14 protein-coding genes, 1 tRNA gene and 1 rRNA gene (1 of these 16 running past the window's edge) are annotated in these 17,491 nt (G+C 31.8%); 14 read left to right on the top strand and 2 right to left on the bottom strand.

What is annotated here, in order from left to right:
• The 7 genes from ARA19_RS13715 to ARA19_RS13685 form a co-directional block, all read left to right on the top strand.
• Positions 1-2,850: ribosomal RNA gene (locus ARA19_RS13715) — 23S ribosomal RNA — on the top strand (it extends 59 nt beyond the left edge of the window).
• 53 nt (positions 2,851-2,903) lie between these two features.
• Positions 2,904-2,978, top strand: a tRNA-Asn gene (locus ARA19_RS13710).
• Between the two features lie 600 nt (positions 2,979-3,578).
• Positions 3,579-4,259: a response regulator transcription factor gene (locus tag ARA19_RS13705; protein WP_055071521.1), complete on the top strand. Its 681-nt coding sequence runs from the start codon at positions 3,579-3,581 to the stop codon at positions 4,257-4,259.
• A gap of 10 nt (positions 4,260-4,269) precedes the next feature.
• Positions 4,270-5,679, top strand: a complete 1,410-nt coding sequence (locus tag ARA19_RS13700; RefSeq protein WP_055071520.1) for a sensor histidine kinase — start codon at positions 4,270-4,272, stop codon at positions 5,677-5,679.
• Between the two features lie 3 nt (positions 5,680-5,682).
• Entirely contained in the window at positions 5,683-7,149 is a 1,467-nt protein-coding gene (locus ARA19_RS13695; protein ID WP_055071519.1) for a hypothetical protein, read from the top strand.
• Positions 7,150-7,219: 70 nt separating this feature from the next.
• Positions 7,220-7,798: a sulfurtransferase-like selenium metabolism protein YedF gene (yedF, locus tag ARA19_RS13690; protein ID WP_055071518.1), complete on the top strand. Its 579-nt coding sequence runs from the start codon at positions 7,220-7,222 to the stop codon at positions 7,796-7,798.
• Between the two features lie 255 nt (positions 7,799-8,053).
• Positions 8,054-9,031: an NAD(P)/FAD-dependent oxidoreductase gene (locus ARA19_RS13685; protein ID WP_055071517.1), complete on the top strand. Its 978-nt coding sequence runs from the start codon at positions 8,054-8,056 to the stop codon at positions 9,029-9,031.
• 18 nt (positions 9,032-9,049) lie between these two features.
• Here ARA19_RS13685 and ARA19_RS13680 read toward each other — a convergent pair whose 3' ends face one another.
• Together ARA19_RS13680 and ARA19_RS13675 are read right to left on the bottom strand one after the other, a co-directional pair.
• Entirely contained in the window at positions 9,050-9,604 is a 555-nt protein-coding gene (locus ARA19_RS13680; protein ID WP_055071516.1) for a GDSL-type esterase/lipase family protein, read from the bottom strand.
• Positions 9,605-9,624: 20 nt separating this feature from the next.
• Positions 9,625-10,251 (bottom strand): RusA family crossover junction endodeoxyribonuclease, encoded by a 627-nt coding sequence (locus ARA19_RS13675; protein WP_055071515.1) that lies wholly within the window; start codon positions 10,249-10,251, stop codon positions 9,625-9,627.
• Between the two features lie 352 nt (positions 10,252-10,603).
• Here ARA19_RS13675 and tsaD point away from each other — a divergent pair, with 352 nt between their 5' ends.
• The 7 genes from tsaD to ARA19_RS13640 all read left to right on the top strand — a co-directional run bounded on the left by tsaD (position 10,604) and on the right by ARA19_RS13640 (position 17,440).
• Positions 10,604-11,620, top strand: coding sequence for a tRNA (adenosine(37)-N6)-threonylcarbamoyltransferase complex transferase subunit TsaD (tsaD, locus tag ARA19_RS13670; protein ID WP_055071514.1), 1,017 nt, complete (start codon positions 10,604-10,606; stop codon positions 11,618-11,620).
• Between the two features lie 115 nt (positions 11,621-11,735).
• Positions 11,736-12,935 (top strand): S1C family serine protease, encoded by a 1,200-nt coding sequence (locus ARA19_RS13665; RefSeq protein WP_055071513.1) that lies wholly within the window; start codon positions 11,736-11,738, stop codon positions 12,933-12,935.
• Between the two features lie 314 nt (positions 12,936-13,249).
• Positions 13,250-14,302 carry a TDT family transporter gene (locus ARA19_RS13660; protein ID WP_055071512.1) on the top strand — a complete coding sequence of 351 codons (1,053 nt, stop codon included), beginning with the start codon at positions 13,250-13,252 and terminating at the stop codon, positions 14,300-14,302.
• A 410-nt stretch (positions 14,303-14,712) separates the two neighbouring features.
• On the top strand, positions 14,713-15,030 hold the full coding sequence (locus ARA19_RS13655; RefSeq protein ID WP_055071511.1) for a PTS sugar transporter subunit IIB: 318 nt from the start codon (positions 14,713-14,715) through the stop codon (positions 15,028-15,030).
• Between the two features lie 12 nt (positions 15,031-15,042).
• Positions 15,043-15,342: a PTS sugar transporter subunit IIA gene (locus ARA19_RS13650; RefSeq protein WP_055071510.1), complete on the top strand. Its 300-nt coding sequence runs from the start codon at positions 15,043-15,045 to the stop codon at positions 15,340-15,342.
• Between the two features lie 81 nt (positions 15,343-15,423).
• A complete protein-coding gene (locus tag ARA19_RS13645) occupies positions 15,424-16,323 on the top strand; it encodes a BadF/BadG/BcrA/BcrD ATPase family protein (protein WP_055071509.1) in 900 nt (299 codons plus the stop codon).
• A 22-nt stretch (positions 16,324-16,345) separates the two neighbouring features.
• The gene (locus ARA19_RS13640) at positions 16,346-17,440 is read left to right on the top strand and encodes a DUF871 domain-containing protein (protein WP_055071508.1); all 1,095 of its coding nucleotides are present in this window, start codon (positions 16,346-16,348) and stop codon (positions 17,438-17,440) included.
• Positions 17,441-17,491: the final 51 nt, after the last annotated feature.

Genomic DNA, 17,491 nt, shown 5'->3' with positions numbered 1-17,491 from the left:
GATAAGCTGCGATAAGCTTCGGGTAGGCGCAAATAGCCTGAGATCCGGAGATCTCCGAATGAGGAAACTCACATGGGAAACCCCATGTATCTATAAGTGAATACATAGCTTATAGAGGGTAAACCCAGGGAACTGAAACATCTAAGTACCTGGAGGAAGAGAAAGAAAAATCGATTTTCTTAGTAGCGGCGAGCGAAAAGGAAAGAGCCCAAACCAGAGATTTATTTCTGGGGTTGTGGACAGAACATTAACGTGATGGTCATTGTAATTGAAGAGAACTGGAAAGTTCCACCGTAGAAGGTAATAGTCCTGTAAGTAAAACGATAATATCACAAGTTCTGATCCAGAGTACCACGAGACACGTGAAACCTTGTGGGAAGCAGGGAGGACCACCTCCCAAGGCTAAATACTACCTGATGACCGATAGTGAAGCAGTACCGTGAGGGAAAGGTGAAAAGAACCCCGGGAGGGGAGTGAAATAGAACCTGAAACCGTATGCCTACAACCGTTCAAAGCCCCTTATGAGGGTGATGAAGTGCTTTTTGTAGAACGAGCCAACGAGTTACGATATGTTGCGAGGTTAAGTACTTAAGGTACGGAGCCGAAGGGAAACCGAGTCTGAATAGGGCAACTAGTAGCATGTCGTAGACCCGAAACCGGGTGACCTATCCATGGCCAGGTTGAAGCGAAGGTAAAACTTCGTGGAGGACCGAACCACGTTGCTGTTGAAAAAGCATGGGATGAGCTGTGGATAGCGGAGAAATTCCAATCGAACTCGGATATAGCTGGTTCTCCTCGAAATAGCTTTAGGGCTAGCGTCGGGTAATTAAGTACTGGAGGTAGAGCACTGAATGGGCTAGGGGGCATAGCGCTTACCGAACCTTATCAAACTCCGAATGCCAGATACTCGTACCCCGGCAGTCAGACTACGAGTGATAAGACCCGTGGTCAAAAGGGAAACAGCCCAGATCGTCAGCTAAGGTCCCAAAGTGTAAGTTAAGTGGGAAAGGATGTGGGATTTCTAAGACAACTAGGATGTTGGCTTAGAAGCAGCCACTCATTTAAAGAGTGCGTAATAGCTCACTAGTCGAGAGATCCTGCGCCGAAAATGTAACGGGGCTAAACTTACCACCGAAGCTACGGACTTGAATTTATTCAAGTGGTAGAGGAGCGTCGTAATCGGGCTGAAGTCATACCGTAAGGAGTGGTGGACTGATTACGAGTGAGAATGTTGGCATTAGTAGCGAGATGTGAGTGAGAATCTCACAGGCCGAAAACCTAAGGTTTCCTCAGGAAGGCTCGTCCGCTGAGGGTTAGTCGGGACCTAAGCCGAGGCCGAAAGGCGTAGGCGATGGACAACTGGTTGATATTCCAGTACCACTACCATCGTTATTATCGATGGCGTGACGCAGGAGGATAGGATGTGCTAGCTGTTGGATTAGCTAGTCTAAGCATTTAGGGAGTTAAGGTAGGCAAATCCGCCTTAACAATTCTGAGATGTGATGGGGAAGGCTCTACGGAGCTGAAGTATCTGATTCCACGCTGCCAAGAAAAGCGTCTAGAGAGAGAAGTAGTGCCCGTACCGCAAACCGACACAGGTAGGTGAGGAGAGAATCCTAAGGCCGGCGGAAGAATTGCAGTTAAGGAACTCGGCAAATTGACCCCGTAACTTCGGGAGAAGGGGTGCCTACGAGAGTAGGCCGCAGAGAATAGGCCCAAGCAACTGTTTAGCAAAAACATAGGTCTCTGCTAAAGCGTAAGCTGATGTATAGGGGCTGACGCCTGCCCGGTGCTGGAAGGTTAAGGGGAATGCTTAGCGCAAGCGAAGGTATGAACTTAAGCCCCAGTAAACGGCGGCCGTAACTATAACGGTCCTAAGGTAGCGAAATTCCTTGTCAGGTAAGTTCTGACCCGCACGAATGGCGTAATGATTTGGGCACTGTCTCAACTGCAAATCCGGCGAAGTTGTAGTGCGAGTGAAGATGCTCGCTACCCGCGATTGGACGGAAAGACCCCGTAGAGCTTTACTGTAGCTTAGCATTGAATTTCGGTATTGTCTGTACAGGATAGGTGGGAGGCTTTGAAGCTAGGACGTCAGTCTTAGTGGAGCCAACCTTGGGATACCACCCTGATAGTACTGGAATTCTAACTGGAGGCCATGAATCTGGTCACAGGACATTGTTAGGTGGGCAGTTTGACTGGGGCGGTCGCCTCCTAAAAAGTAACGGAGGCGCCCAAAGGTTCCCTCAGAACGGTCGGAAATCGTTCGAAGAGTGCAAAGGCAGAAGGGAGCCTGACTGCGACACATACAGGTGGAGCAGGGACGAAAGTCGGGCTTAGTGATCCGGTGGTTCCTCGTGGGAGGGCCATCGCTCAACGGATAAAAGCTACCTCGGGGATAACAGGCTGATCTCCCCCAAGAGTTCACATCGACGGGGAGGTTTGGCACCTCGATGTCGGCTCGTCGCATCCTGGGGCTGAAGTAGGTCCCAAGGGTTGGGCTGTTCGCCCATTAAAGCGGCACGCGAGCTGGGTTCAGAACGTCGTGAGACAGTTCGGTCCCTATCCGTCGCGGGCGTAGGAAATTTGAGAGGAGCTGTCCTTAGTACGAGAGGACCGGGATGGACTGACCTCTGGTGTACCAGTTGTTCCGCCAGGAGCACAGCTGGGTAGCTACGTCGGGAAGGGATAAACGCTGAAAGCATCTAAGCGCGAAGCCCCCCTCAAGATAAGATTTCCCATAGAGTAATCTAGTAAGACCCCTTGAAGACTACAAGGTTGATAGGTCGGAGGTGTAAGCATGGTAACATGTTCAGCTGACCGATACTAATAAGTCGAGGGCTTGATCTAAAATATAGTTTCAACTAATATATATATAATTTTCAGAGAACAATTTAAATTATTCCGCAGTAGCTCAAGGGTGGAGCACTCGGCTGTTAACCGATAGGTTGGAGGTTCGAATCCTCTCTGCGGAGCCATTTTTTAGAAGGTTTAAATAATATTTTAGAAATGAAATATTATTTAAACCTTTTTTTATTATATATAGTAATGTTTAAATACAAATAATTGATTTTGTATTTTATATTATTGTTTTACAAATATGCTGTAAATTTACTTTTTAATAATAGAGAAAATATAGTAAAATTAAATAAAGAACATAAAAGTATAAGATTTAAAAAAATTTAAGCATTTTGAATAATTTTGTAATTAAAATAAAAGCAAATTTTATTAAATAAAAGGTATAATTAATATAAAGTGTATTTTTTATCACATTATATAATAAGAATAATATTAATAATTTAATTATTATCTTAAAGTGAGATTTTATTCTGATAGAGTTTTTTGACAGTATAACTTAATTTTTAGTTTTAATTAATTAAAGTTTAGAAACTGAATTTTAGAAGAAGTTATCTAGAGAGATGTTTGTTTATCTTTAATTTATAAGATAACTTTAAAAAATTCTATTTGAGTTTAATGGAGCTTGTCTAGAATTGTAATATTGTAAAAGTCTAAAGAGTAGTATTGCAAGAAGCTAGTTATGAGATTAAAAATATATAATAATAATGGAGGTAGGTATAATGAAGATATTATTAGTTGAAGATGAAGAAAGCATAAGAGGTTTCTTAAGAATAAATTTCCAAAGAGAGAAGTTCACGGTAATAGAATGTGAGACTGGAGAAGAGGGCATTAGAAAAGCAGCCATAGAAAAACCAGATATAGCTATATTAGATGTAATGTTACCGGGTATAGATGGTTTTACAGTATGCCAAGAGCTTAGAGATAAGTTCCCTAATATGGGTATAATAATGCTTACTGCAAAAGGTGAAGATATGGATAAAATAATGGGATTACAGTATGGTGCTGATGATTATGTTTTAAAGCCATTTAATCCATTAGAGATAACCTTAAGGGTAAAGGCACTTATAAGAAGACTTGAAGAAGCTAAAGTTGAGGATGGAAATAATATAAAATCAGAAGAGTTTTTATTAGATTTATATTCTCAAAGTTTATTTAAAAATGATGTGGAAATAGATGTTACACCAAAAGAATTTTTATTAATGAAAATATTCTTACAAAATCCAGGAAAAGCATTTACTAGAGATGAACTTTTAAATCTTGTTTGGGGAATTGATTTCTTTGGAGATCCAAAGATAGTAGATGTTAATATAAGAAGATTAAGGGCTAAAATTGAAGAAACTCCATCAAAACCAAAATATATAGAAACTATATGGGGAACTGGTTACAGATGGAAACGTTAGGAGAATTTCTATGAAAAGTATAAAAAGCAGGTTGATACAAAGTTTTTTGCTTGTAGTTTCTTTAACTATACTTATTGTTTCAGCCATGTTTCTGATTTTTATAACTAGATATTATTATCAAGGTACAGAAGATATACTAAAAAATCAAGTTAAAACTGCAGCAGAGTTTTATGAAAAATACTTATATGAAAATTCATTAGAAACAAACGTAAATAAAGATAAAGATATATTTTGGCAGCAAACAGAAGCACAAGTCCAAATATATAATAATAAAGGTGTTTTATTAATGGATTCTGAGGGAGTAGATACACATGCCCCAGAAACACCTATTGATGTAAAAAAAGCTTTAACAGGTGAAGTTGGAGAATGGGTTGGACATGTAAGCTATAGTAAAGATAAAGTTATGGCTATTTCTTATCCATTATATAGTAAGGGAAAAACTGTTGGTGTTGTTAGGTACATAACTTCTCTAGAGGTTGTCAATGAGTTCATTTTAAAATTTGTACTAGTATTTATTGTTATAGGATTCTCAGTTCTTATAATTGGTATAGGAATGAGTTATTTCTTAGCTAACAGTATAGTAAATCCTCTTAAAACTTTAACTGAGACATCAGAGGAAATTGCTAAGGGAAATCTTGATGTTAAAAATAAAATAGAGACAGAAGATGAAATAGGACAACTTGCTTATACTCTTAACTTTATGGCAGAAGAGCTTAAGAAGAGAGAAGAATTAAAGAATGATTTTATATCATCAATATCTCATGAGTTAAGAACACCTCTTACTTCTATTAAAGGATGGGCTATAACTTTAAATAATGAAAATACTGATAAGGAAATGTTACAAGTTGGTTTTGACATTATTGAAAAGGAAGCTGATAGATTAAGTAAAATGGTTGAAGAATTATTAGACTTCTCTAAATTTGTTAGTGGAAGAATAGTAATTAAAGAAGAAGAAATAGATATGATTAAATTTATGAATTATCTAAAGTCTTATATGTCACCGAGAGCTGAAAGAGAACATAAAGACTTTATAGTTACTAGTCCAGATGAAGAAATAAAGATTATGGGAGACTGGGATAGATTAAATCAAGTATTTATTAATTTAATAGATAATTCATTTAAGTTCACTGAAGAAAATGGAACTATAAGTGTAAAATTAATTAATGATAAGGACCATGTAATAGTAGTAGTAGAAGATAATGGATGTGGAATAAGTAGTGAAGAACTTCCAAAGGTAAAAGAGAAATTCTTTAAAGGGAAGAATTCTAAGTCTCAAAATGGTATAGGATTGTCTATATGTGATGAAATAATCAAACTTCACAAAGGTTCATTTAATATAGAAAGTGAATTTAATGAAGGAACAACTATATCTATAATATTACCTAAGGAGCGTATTGGAGACGTGAAAGAAAGGATTTAAGGGATGAAAAAATTAATTGGTTTTATGCTCGTTATTATTTGTGCTATGTCCTTCACTAGCTGCTTAGGAAGTAAGGAAGTAGGGGAAAATAAAATAAAAGCACCAACTTTAAATTCAATGTCAGCTGAAGGTGTTTGGGAGATAGTAGAGGAATATACAGTAAAAGAAAATAATGAGTTAGAAAAAGTAGAAAAAATAGAAAAGCCTTTAGTAAGTATTTCAGCAAAAGAAGTAGAAGTACAGAAAATAGAAATAGAGAACCCAAAATTTAAATTTAAAAAGGTAGATAAAGAACAATATCTACCTAAGGAATTTAATTCTATTATAAAAGGTGTAAAGGAAGAAAATAAGCTAATAGATATTATCTCAATATCTGACAATACTAACTTGTATATTGATTTTATTAAGGAAAATGAAAATAGAGCTTATTTATATACTGTTGGAAAACTCTTGGTTATTGAAAAAGTTGCAGAAAATTCAAAGCAAGAGGTTATTAAAAGTAATATAGATAGTGCTATTGTTAATCTCGAAAAGAAAAAAGGGCAAGATAGTGGTGTTCTTTTAGGGATTAAAGAGCCAGGAACTATATCAGCAGATGGAAAAATAACAGAAGCTTCTTATAAAACTATATGGATTTATAGTGATGAAGGTAAAATACAAACTCCCAAAATTATTGATGGGTTATTGTTACCAAGAGCTAATGGAGGATTTTCCGATATAAATATGAGTAGTACTACAATTAAGGGAGAACAGATACAAAACTTAAATGTAGTGAATCAAAGTAAAAGTGGTAAGATAGAAGAAAATAAAAAACATGCTAATGATAGTTACAGAGAAATAACTTTTGTAGGAAAAGATTATATTGGACTACAATATTATGATGAATTAAATAAGGATAATGATTTTAATAAATATAAAATAATACCTATAGATGGTATTGAAAATAATAAAGGTTTAAGCATTGAAGAATTATATGGAGAAAAAGGCATAGACGCTTATGCAAATAGTAGAAAGAAGTTTATTTCTACTAAGGAACCTGAGTTTAAAGAGAACTTTGACATTGAAAAAATGGATATGGGCAATATAACCATGAAAAGAAAGAATGGGAAGTGGGTAGTTGAAGGAAAATTAAATTCAAAAACTTTAGGAGTAAAAGATACTGAATTTGATTTAGATTTAACTGCTACAGGAACAGTAGTGAATTGGGATAGCTTACCTTTAAGTTGGAATAATATAAAAGAGATTGCTCCAAGTACTAAGGATGCTGTTAGTTCACCTATTGGTGATTTTATGGTTACACTAAATGAAAATAGTTTAGATATATATGATATATCTAAATTGGAAAATATAGGAAAACCGGTTATGGTATATCCTATAAAAACAGGTAGTTCAATAGTTATGAGTGAATGGGCAACTGGTGATGAGTTTGTAACTGCATGGAATAAGGTTGTTGATTCAAAGAGAAAATAATATAATTAAATAAGAAGTGTAAAAGGGCTGTGTATACAACAGCCCTTTTTTATAGAGAGAGGTGTATTACATGAAAAAAATAGATTGTATTGGATTAGGTTGTCCTATACCAGTTATTAATACTAAAAAATATTTTGATGGAATAGAAGAGGGGGAAGCTGAAGTTATTGTTGATAATGAAGTTTCCAAGAATAATGTAGAGAAGTTTGCTAAAAATAGTGGCTTTGATGTTGAAGTAAAAGAGCAAGAAGGACAATTTAGCTTATTTATAAAGAAGTTTTCAGGCAATGACAAAAAAAATGAAACAGAAGAAAAGAATTTTGTTATTGTAGTTTCAAGTGATGAATTTGGTAATGGAGATCCTGTTCTTGGTAAGACTTTAATGAAGAGTTATATTTATGCCTTAACAGAAGCAGAAGAAAAACCTAAAAATCTTATATTCTTAAATTCAGGAGTTAATTTAACTACAGCTGAATCTAATGTTTTAGAATCTTTAGAGGCTTTAAAAAATAGTGGAACAAATATATATAGCTGTGGAGCTTGTTTAGATTTTTATGGGTTAACAGATAAATTAGCTATTGGTGAAATAACTAACATGTATGTAATTGTTGATATGATGAACAAGGCAGATAAAGTTATAAAACTATAAATGGGATGAGTACTTTGCTTTACTTTTATTATTGTCATGAGGAGGTGAATTAGTTGTATTAACCTTCAGAGAATTTGTAGATTAAATGCTTTAATCTTGTAGCTAAAGGATGGAATATTCCTATGTTCTATAAATAGGAAATAAACAACTTCATGCTTTTAGATAAAGAACATTAAGTATTCAGATGAAATTAAAATTTTATCTGAATTAAATCTATGCTTATTTAGTTAGGGAGGGTTTTATACAACTATAATAATGGTTGATTATCATATAGTAATAATTGGCGGAGGGCCAGCAGGAATAGCAGCGGCCATAGAAGCAAAAAAATATAATAGTTCTCTAAAGATTTTATTGTTAGAACGTGAGGAAATGCTAGGAGGAGCCTTAAATCAATGTGTACATTGTGGTTTTGAAGATGAATTCCATAAGGATCCTATTGCAGGAACAGAATATATTCAGGAGTTTGTTGATAAACTTATGGATTTAGGCATTGAATATAAGCTAGATACTACAGTTCTTTCAATAACAGAGGATAAAGTTATAAGTTATGTTAATCCGAAGGAAGCTATGAAAGAGATAAGAGCAAAAGCTGTTATTATAGCTACAGGAACAAGGGAATTATTTTCAGGAAATATAAGTATTCCTCTTAATAAATTTACAGGAATATATACAGTAGGAACAGCTCATAAATTTGTAAATGTAAGAGGATATTTACCAGGAAAAGAAATAGTTATTTTGGGTAGTAGTGATTCAACTTTAATTATTGCTAGGAGACTTTTAATAGAAGGAGCAAAAATAAAGGCAATAATTGAAAGTTCTAAGGAACTTAGAGCAAAAAATGAATCATCAAGAAGAATAGTAGAGGATTTTGATATTCCAGTACTTTATGGTTATAGAGTTGGTGAGGTTATAGGAAGTGAAAGAATAGAAGGAGTTATAGTTGAGCATATTGAAGAAAATTCTAATGAAGAATGTTGTGAACTTAATGAAATTCAATGTGATTGTCTTTTAATCTCAGTTAATTTCTTACCTGAAAAGGAACTTGGGGATAAGATAGGTCTTAACATAAATAAAGAAACCTTAGGTATAGAGGTGGATGATAAGTATAGAACTAATTTAGAAGGTATCTTTGCAGCAGGTGGAGTAACAAGGGGCTATGATACAGCTAGTGTTTGCATAAAGGAAGGAAAGATAGCTGGAATAGAAGCTTGTAAATACTGTTTAGATAAATAGAAAAAGGATAAATTAGCATTAAGCTAATTTATCCTTTAAAATATTAAAAACAAATTCATTTCCTAAATCATTAAAGTGTATGCCATCTGAATAATATTGAGGTTCAGCAGGCATAAGTTCTGATAAGTCTATAAATTGTATATCCTTTTCTCTTGAAAGGTCAAGAAGCAATGATTTAAGCGTATTAAGAAGCTCTTCAGATTTGTCATAATCTACTTTCTTATCCCAACGCTCAAAAGCTAAATCTTTTACTATTTTTGGTGGGAATAATATTACAGGTGTTATTCCATTTTCCGTTGCTTCAGAAAGCATTAAATTTATATTTTTGAATACATTCTTCATATTACGATTAAGTAATGCATCATTAGTTCCACACATTATTATTACTTTTGAAGTTTCTTCTTTTTTTACATCTCTTGAAAATCTAGATAATATACCAGAAGAAGTATCTCCAATAACTCCTTTGTTTACCATAGGCATATTTAAGGAATCCTTTAGCATTGATACCCAACACTTTGATGGATTAACTCCGTAACCTTTAGTTAATGAATCACCTATACAAACTATATTCATTTTTACACTACCTTTCTCTTCTAAAAAGTCTTACTTAAACATTGTCTACATATATTAGTTTTTCCTTTGTTTGCTGTCACGAATTCTCCGGGTATTACTGTTTTATTGCATAAATCACAAGTGATTTTATCAGAATTATTATTTTCAATTATTTTTTTTGATTTTATATTATTATTATTAACCAATTTAGTAGAATTATATAATATTTTTTCTCTAGGTTTTTCTAGTTTTTTTACATTATAGCTTATGTCATAGGAACTTTCGCCAAATAATTCTAATTCAAATCTAGGATTTTCTTTATCATAAAATTCTTCAATAATTATTTTTCTAATCTGCTTGTCATTAACTATTATTCCGCTTTTTTCAATACCATCAAAAATACTTTTTGTTATATTACTGGTGTCTGGATGTCTTTTCTCACTTTTATAAAAAACTTTTAATATAGCGATTAAAGATTCTTCTAGTAAAATGTCAGGATTTTGAACTTTCGCTTTATAAGATATTTCTTCTTCATAATTAGCATATTTATCATGGCTCTTACCAGTATTTGAAGGTAAAATAGCTCTGCCTTGTTTATTATGAAGCTTGAAATTAGATTTAGTAATAGGAGAACCATCCACTACTATTTTAGCATAGGATTTAACCATATAAACCTCCTAATATTAAAGTTTAGTTAAAATTTATTTAATTTATAAAATTATAAATTTATACATATTTATATAATTTCTAGAGCCTATAAATTAGTATATGTACAATATTATTGTACTAAATTTTAATGAACTAATCACTAGTTAGATTATTAATATTATACTAAGTTGATATGAATTAATAAATTTTGTAAGGTAGTATTAATTTTAATATTTATTTCATATTATATGGAGTTTTAGAAAGGAATTCTTCTTTGAGAAGGTTGAAATACTTATGATTTTAGTTGAATGTAAAAAATCTATAAAGTATAATATAATGATTAAGAGAATCATATAGGATGAGGTAATAAGTATGGAGAAAAAAGTAATTCTAGCTATTGAAAGTAGCTGTGATGAGACATCTGCAGCTGTTGTTGTAAATGGAAGAGAGGTACTTTCAAATATAATTTTATCCCAAATAGATACACATAAGAAATTTGGAGGAGTTGTTCCAGAGGTAGCTTCAAGAATGCATATAGAAGCAATAAATGCTGTTGTCGAAGAAGCTTTAAAGGAAGCAAAAGTCACTTTAAATGATATTGATGCTGTAGGTGTTACATATGGTCCGGGACTTGTCGGAGCACTTTTAGTTGGGCTTCAATATGCTAAGGGCTTAGCTTATGCTATAAAAAAACCTTTAATAGGAGTTAATCATATAGAAGGACATATTAGTGCAAATTTTATATGTCATAAGGATTTAAAACCACCATTTATTTGTTTAGTGGTTTCAGGAGGACATACTTTTATAGTTCATGTAAAGGATTATGGAAGCTATGAGATTTTAGGAGAAACTAGAGATGATGCAGCTGGAGAGGCTTTTGATAAAGTTGCGAGAGCCTTAGGTCTTGGATATCCTGGTGGACCTAAAATAGATAAGTTAGCTAAAGAAGGAAATAGTACTGCTATAAAATTCCCTAAGGCTAGTTTTCATGATAATAGTTTAGATTTTTCATTCAGTGGTGTTAAATCAGCAGTGCTTAATTATTTAAACAAAGCTGAAATGAAAGGTGAAGAAGTTAACAAAGCTGATGTTGCAGCTAGTTTCCAAAGAGCTGTAGTAGAAGTTTTAACTGATAATGTTATAAAGGTTTGTAAAGAAAAGAAAGTTGATAAGATTGCTATTGCAGGTGGAGTTGCATCTAATTCAGCTTTAAGAGAAAATCTTATAAAAGAAGCAAAAAAAATAGGTGTAGAAATATTACATCCAACTGCTATTTTATGTACAGATAATGCTGCCATGATAGGAAGTGCTGCTTATTATGAGCTAATGAAAGGAAATACTTCAGATTTTAACCTAAATGCAAAACCAAATCTTAGATTAGGTCAATAGTGTTAACAGCAATAGATATGTTTTAATAAATTATTAACAAAAAATGTCATAATAATGCCATATTCATAAATTATTATATAAATAAATAGTGTAAGATTGTTTTGGAGGGGTATTTATGAGCGATTTTAACAATAATGAATTTAATAATAATTTCAATGAAAATAATTATGGTTACGAGACAAATAATAAGAAAAATAAGAAACCTAAAAAAGCTATTGCAGGAGTAGTTTCTTTAGCTATAGCATCATCTTTAATAGGAGGAATTGCTGGTGGTACAGGGGTGTATACAGTTCTTAGAGATAGAGACGATGTAAAGGAATCAGTTAAGACTGAGCAGAAAATTTCCACAGGAGAAAATTCTATAGTTGAGACTGGAAGTACTAATAATACAGCAAGTGTTGTAAAAAAAGTAGCACCAGCTGTTGTTGGAGTTTCTACTAAGAGTATAGTATCAAATGGATTTTTCAATGTACAGGAACAAGAGGGCATTGGCTCAGGATTTATAATAGATAAGGAAGGAAAAGTTATAACTAATTATCACGTTATACAAGGTGCTAGTGAAGTTAAGGTTATTTTAAGCACTGGTGAAGAGGTTAATGCAAAGGTTATTAACTCAGATTCTAAAATGGATGTAGCCTTATTACAAATCACTGATAAAAATGTTAAGTTACCAGGTATTGCAGAGCTTGGAGATTCATCTAAAGTATCATCAGGGGAAGATGTAATAGCTATAGGAAATCCTTTAGGTAAAGAATTTAGTTCAACTGTAACAAAAGGAATAGTAAGTTCAGCAAATAGAAAGATTAGTGTGGATGGAAGCAAAGATAATATAGTAGATTATATACAAACAGATGCTGCTATAAATCCAGGTAATAGTGGAGGGCCTCTTATAAATTCAGCAGGACAGGTTATAGGAATTAATACAGCTAAAAAGGTTGGAGAAGAAATCGAAGGTATAGGTTTCTCTATACCTATAAATAAGGTAAAAGATAAACTTGATGTTTTATCTAAACCAGAGCTTAAAATTGGAATATCAGGTAGAGATGTTACTGATGAAATAATAAAAGCTCAAGAACTTAGAGGAAATAAATTAGAAAAAGGAATCTATGTTGTAGAAGTTGAAGCATTTAGCCCAGCAGAAAAGGCAGGAATTAAAGCTGGTGATTTAATTGTATCATTCAATGGAAAGAATATTGAAAGCATTCAAGAACTTAATGACTTAAAAGGAAAGTTAAATGAAAATGATGTTGTTAAAGTTGGAGTAATAAGAGCGGGAAAAAAGGTAAATTTAGAACTTACCTTAGTAACAAAATAAGTTTTAAATATTTATTAGGGGACTATCTCAAAATAGGATAAAATTCCTATTTTTGAAATAGCCCCTTTGCTTTGAAACATTATGATATTATTTAAAATTCTCTATATCCTGTTTATATGTGCAGAGTAGTTCCTTATGAGATAGCCCCTTTATTTTTAATATATATATAGGTAAATACATATTATATTAAAATTATAATAGTATTTCACTTATGTATAGTAAGCTTTTATAATAAAGATGTAAAAGTTATTAAAAAATTAGTTTTAAATAAGAGTTTTATATAGATTGAACAAAAGAGAAAGGAAGAGAAGCTAATGAATAAGTATTTAGAAAAATTAGAAAGGTATCCAATTGGAATAAGTGGAACTTGCCTATCTTTTATAACATTAAGTAATTGTTGGCTTTTAAAAGGAGTAGATTATTTAAAGCCTATATCAATAATATTAGCTGTGGGGATGCTTACATTAATGGTTATAAGATTTATAAAGTTTCCTAAAACAGTAATTGAAGAAGTGAAACATCCTGTTACAGGAACATTTTATCCTACTATAGGAATGGTAACATGGTTGGTATCAGCTTATTTTTATCCAATGTTTCCAAAATTCTGTACAGCATTATGGTTAGGGGCAGTGATTTGGCATTATGGAATAGTAATTTTATATACTGTTTTTAGAATTAAAGAAAGAAACTTTAAGAATTTAGTTCCTACTATGTTTATAGTATATACAGGAATGATTACAGGAACTGTTGCAAGTAAAAATATAGCAGGAGTTGAACCTATAGCACATTTCATGTTACTATTCGGATTTGTATTTTATACTGCATTATTACCTTTAGTATTATTTATAGTATTTAGAAGCGAAAAAATGGAAGATCATAAGTTACCAACAGTAGGAATAATTTGTTCACCAGCACCTCTTGGGGTAGTTGGAATGTTAACAATGAGTTCTAATCCAAATAAGTATATGTTATGGTGGTTAATTGTAACTGGATTAATGTTATTACCTGTAGTTTATTTTTACATTATTAAGTTATTTAAGGATGGATTTAAACCATCACATGCGTCATTTACATTCCCTTTAGCAATAGCAACATTAGCTGCTTTTAAATTAGGAGTTTATTTTAATGGACAAGGTCATAGAGTTTTAAGTAATGTATTTACCTTCCTTGGAAATGTAGAAATATTTATTGCAACTTATGTAATCTTTACAGTTTTATATAATTTCTTAAAAATGTTTGTAAATGCTATAAATCCAGCTATAGAGAAGAAATTAGAAATAGAAGCTAGAGCAATAAAAGAAACTATAGTAGAAGAAACTAGATTAAATGAAAAAGTAAAAGAAGAAAAAATAAGTGTTGAGATATAAAGTATAAAAGAAGAAAATAAATATAAAATTAAATTTAATGTTTATATAAGTAAAAGACCTACTAATTAAAACCAATAATTCTTTTAAAATTCTTGGTTTTAATTAGTAGGTCCTTTTTATAGACTGAAAGAATAATTATGTTTAGTAAAAAATTATTTATTAAATATTAATAATTTTCGGTTATTAGGAATATATTTGATATTGATAATTAACCAAGTTATATGATGTGTATATGTGTATAAAGGTATTTATTTTAAAGTATATTATTAAATTAAAATAAATAAAAAATTAATATATGTAGATGTATTCTTAAAATATTGGCTAATTATTAAAAAAATGATATTGGCATGATTTTTGCTCTATTAATATAGTATACATGGTAGATAAATAATATTTAGGAGGGGCATGTTTTGAAGAAAATATTATTAGTTTGTTCAGCTGGAATGTCAACTTCATTATTAGTTTCTAAGATGAAAGTAGCAGCTAAATTAAAGGCTATTGAATGTAGCATAAATGCTATTGCTGAGAATGAAATAGATGATTATGGAGAAGATTTCGATGTGCTTCTATTAGGACCACAGGTTAGATTTTTATTTAATAAACTTAAGGAAAGGTATGAAGATAAAAACATACCTGTAGACGTTATAAATACTGTTGACTATGGAACAATGAATGGAGCAAAGGTATTAGACAATGCATTAGCTCTAATAAAAAATAATATATATTAAGGGGAGTTAAAGATGGAAGAAATTATTATGAATTTAATAATGTTTAGTGGGGAAGCAAGAAGTTTATCAATGGAAGCTATGCAATTAGCAAAGGAAGGAAAAATTGAAGAAGCTAAAGAATTATTAGTTAAAGCTGGTGAACAATTAGGAGAGGCTCATCATTCTCAGACAACATTAATTCAAAATGAAGCAGCTGGAAAAAAAGCAGAGGTAAGCTTATTATTAGTTCATGCACAAGACCATTTAATGACATCTATAACTTTAAAAGATTTAGCTACTGAATTAGTAGAAGTTTATTCAAGATTAGCATAATGTAATTAAACTCTAATGGAGTCTAACCATTAGGGTTTATTCTATAGGTAAGAGGATTTCTTTTAAAAGGAGTGATCGGTTATGAAATATATTATTGGTGTAGACGGTGGAGGGACTAAAACAGAAGCTGTTGCTTATAATCTAGAAGGAGACATAATTAAATCATCATTAACTGGATATGGAAACTTACTTAATGGGAAAGAAGAAGGTCTTAAAAATATTGTAGAAGCTATTGATAATATAGTGGATAAGCTAGGCATAGAAAATCTTCAAGGGATTTATTTAGGTATTGCAGGTTCAGAAGTAGGAAATAATAACGAGATTATAAAGGAAGAGGTAAAATCTAAATTCAATGTTGAAACTATTGTTATGAATGACAGTGAATTAGCTTTAAAAGCCTTATTAAAAGGTGAAGATGGAATATTAACTATTGCAGGAACAGGTTCTATTGCTTTTGGAATCAATGGAGATGTTCAATGGAAAGCTGGTGGATGGGGAAATCTATTAGGAGATGAAGGATCAGCCTATAAGATAGCTATTGAAGGACTTAAAAATATGATTTATGAAAATGATAATAGCCTTGAATTAAGTGGAATGTCAAAAGCTATCCTTGAATATTTAGGTATTTCTAAGCCTGATGATATAATTGGTTTCGTTTATTCTTCAACAAAGGATGAAATTGCTAAACTTGCTCAAATTGTATCTAAATTTGCTGAGGAAGGAAACGAAGTAGCAAATAAAATTTTAGTAATTGAAGCAATAAATTTAGCTAAAAGTACAGAACAAGTATTTAAAAGATTAAAGTTTGAAAAATGTTCTGTAGGCTTAGTTGGAGGAGTAATCAGAAAATCAAGAATATTTAGAGAGGCCTTTGAAAATTATCTAAATAAGAATATAAATGTAATATCATTTATTGATGACAAGGTATCACCAGCTAAAGGTGGATATTACATCTTTAAAAAAACAAATTACAAGAAATAGTATTTTAGGGGGAAATAAAATTATGAAGAGGTTAGGAATATCTGTATATCCGAATCATACATCTATAGAAGAAAATATAAAATATATTGAGTTAGCGGCAAAATATGGGGTTAAAAGAATTTTTACATGTCTTTTATCAGCTGCTGATAAGGAAGTTAGTGAAATAGTAGAAGAATTTAGAGCAATGGTTGAAGTAGCTAATAAATATGATATGGAAGTTATAGCTGATTTAGATCCTACAGTTTTTAATAAATTAAATGCTTCTATTACAAACCTTTCTGTATTTAAAGAAATAGGTCTTTCTGGAATTAGATTAGATATGGGCTTTAGTGGTAGCGAAGAATCTATTATGTCATTTAATAAGGATGGATTAAAAATAGAGTTAAATGTGAGTAATGGAACAAAATATGTTGATAACATATTATCTTATGAAGCTAATTTAAGTAATATATATGGTTGTCATAATTTTTACCCGCATGTATATACAGGATTATCTTATGAGCATTTTATTAAATGTTCAAAGCAATTTAAAGAGTTAGGAATAAGAACAGCTGCTTTTGTTAATTCACCATCAGCAGATCACGGGCCATGGCCAGTATCTGAAGGATTATGTACTTTAGAAGAACATAGAAATCTTCCGATAGTAGTACAAGCTAAACACTTATTTGCTACTGGATTAATTGATGATGTTATAATTGCAAATGCTTTTGCTTCAGAAGAGGAATTAAAGGCTTTAAGTGAATTAAATAAAGATATGTTAGAATTTACAGTTGAATTAAATGAAAATATTAGTGATATAGAAAAAACTATAGTTCTTGATGAATTCCACTACAATAGAGGAGATAATTCAGAATACATGGCAAGAAGTACACAAAGTAGAGTTAAATATAAGGGAACAGCATTCCCACCATATAATACTCCTGATATAAAAAGAGGAGATATATTAATAGATTCAGATCTTTATAGCAGATATGCTGGAGAACTTCAAGTTGCACTTAAGGATATGAAGAACTATGGAAAAACTAATGTGGTTGGAAGAATTGTTGAGGAAGAAGTATTCTTACTAGATTATATAAAACCATGGAGTAAATTTAGCTTTAAATTGAAAAATAAATAGAAGGGAGGTGAACTATTGCAATAGCTATATAATAGTTTAAGTAAATATTAG

The organism is Clostridium massiliamazoniense (genome assembly GCF_001403635.1).
Taxonomy (GTDB): domain Bacteria; phylum Bacillota; class Clostridia; order Clostridiales; family Clostridiaceae; genus Sarcina; species Sarcina massiliamazoniense.
The sequence above is the reverse complement of the archived record's forward strand: the minus strand, read 5'-3'. Positions and strand labels throughout refer to the sequence as shown.

Excerpts from the sequence above, each read along its gene's own strand:
- ARA19_RS13705 (WP_055071521.1), top strand. The coding sequence starts at position 3,579 with ATGAAGATATTATTAGTTGAAGATGAAGAAAGCATAAGAGGTTTCTTA.
- ARA19_RS13700 (WP_055071520.1), top strand. The coding sequence starts at position 4,270 with ATGAAAAGTATAAAAAGCAGGTTGATACAAAGTTTTTTGCTTGTAGTT.
- ARA19_RS13695 (WP_055071519.1), top strand. The coding sequence starts at position 5,683 with ATGAAAAAATTAATTGGTTTTATGCTCGTTATTATTTGTGCTATGTCC.
- yedF (WP_055071518.1), top strand. The coding sequence starts at position 7,220 with ATGAAAAAAATAGATTGTATTGGATTAGGTTGTCCTATACCAGTTATT.
- ARA19_RS13685 (WP_055071517.1), top strand. The coding sequence starts at position 8,054 with ATGGTTGATTATCATATAGTAATAATTGGCGGAGGGCCAGCAGGAATA.
- ARA19_RS13680 (WP_055071516.1), bottom strand. The coding sequence starts at position 9,604 with ATGAATATAGTTTGTATAGGTGATTCATTAACTAAAGGTTACGGAGTT.
- ARA19_RS13675 (WP_055071515.1), bottom strand. The coding sequence starts at position 10,251 with ATGGTTAAATCCTATGCTAAAATAGTAGTGGATGGTTCTCCTATTACT.
- tsaD (WP_055071514.1), top strand. The coding sequence starts at position 10,604 with ATGGAGAAAAAAGTAATTCTAGCTATTGAAAGTAGCTGTGATGAGACA.
- ARA19_RS13665 (WP_055071513.1), top strand. The coding sequence starts at position 11,736 with ATGAGCGATTTTAACAATAATGAATTTAATAATAATTTCAATGAAAAT.
- ARA19_RS13660 (WP_055071512.1), top strand. The coding sequence starts at position 13,250 with ATGAATAAGTATTTAGAAAAATTAGAAAGGTATCCAATTGGAATAAGT.
- ARA19_RS13650 (WP_055071510.1), top strand. The coding sequence starts at position 15,043 with ATGGAAGAAATTATTATGAATTTAATAATGTTTAGTGGGGAAGCAAGA.
- ARA19_RS13645 (WP_055071509.1), top strand. The coding sequence starts at position 15,424 with ATGAAATATATTATTGGTGTAGACGGTGGAGGGACTAAAACAGAAGCT.
- ARA19_RS13640 (WP_055071508.1), top strand. The coding sequence starts at position 16,346 with ATGAAGAGGTTAGGAATATCTGTATATCCGAATCATACATCTATAGAA.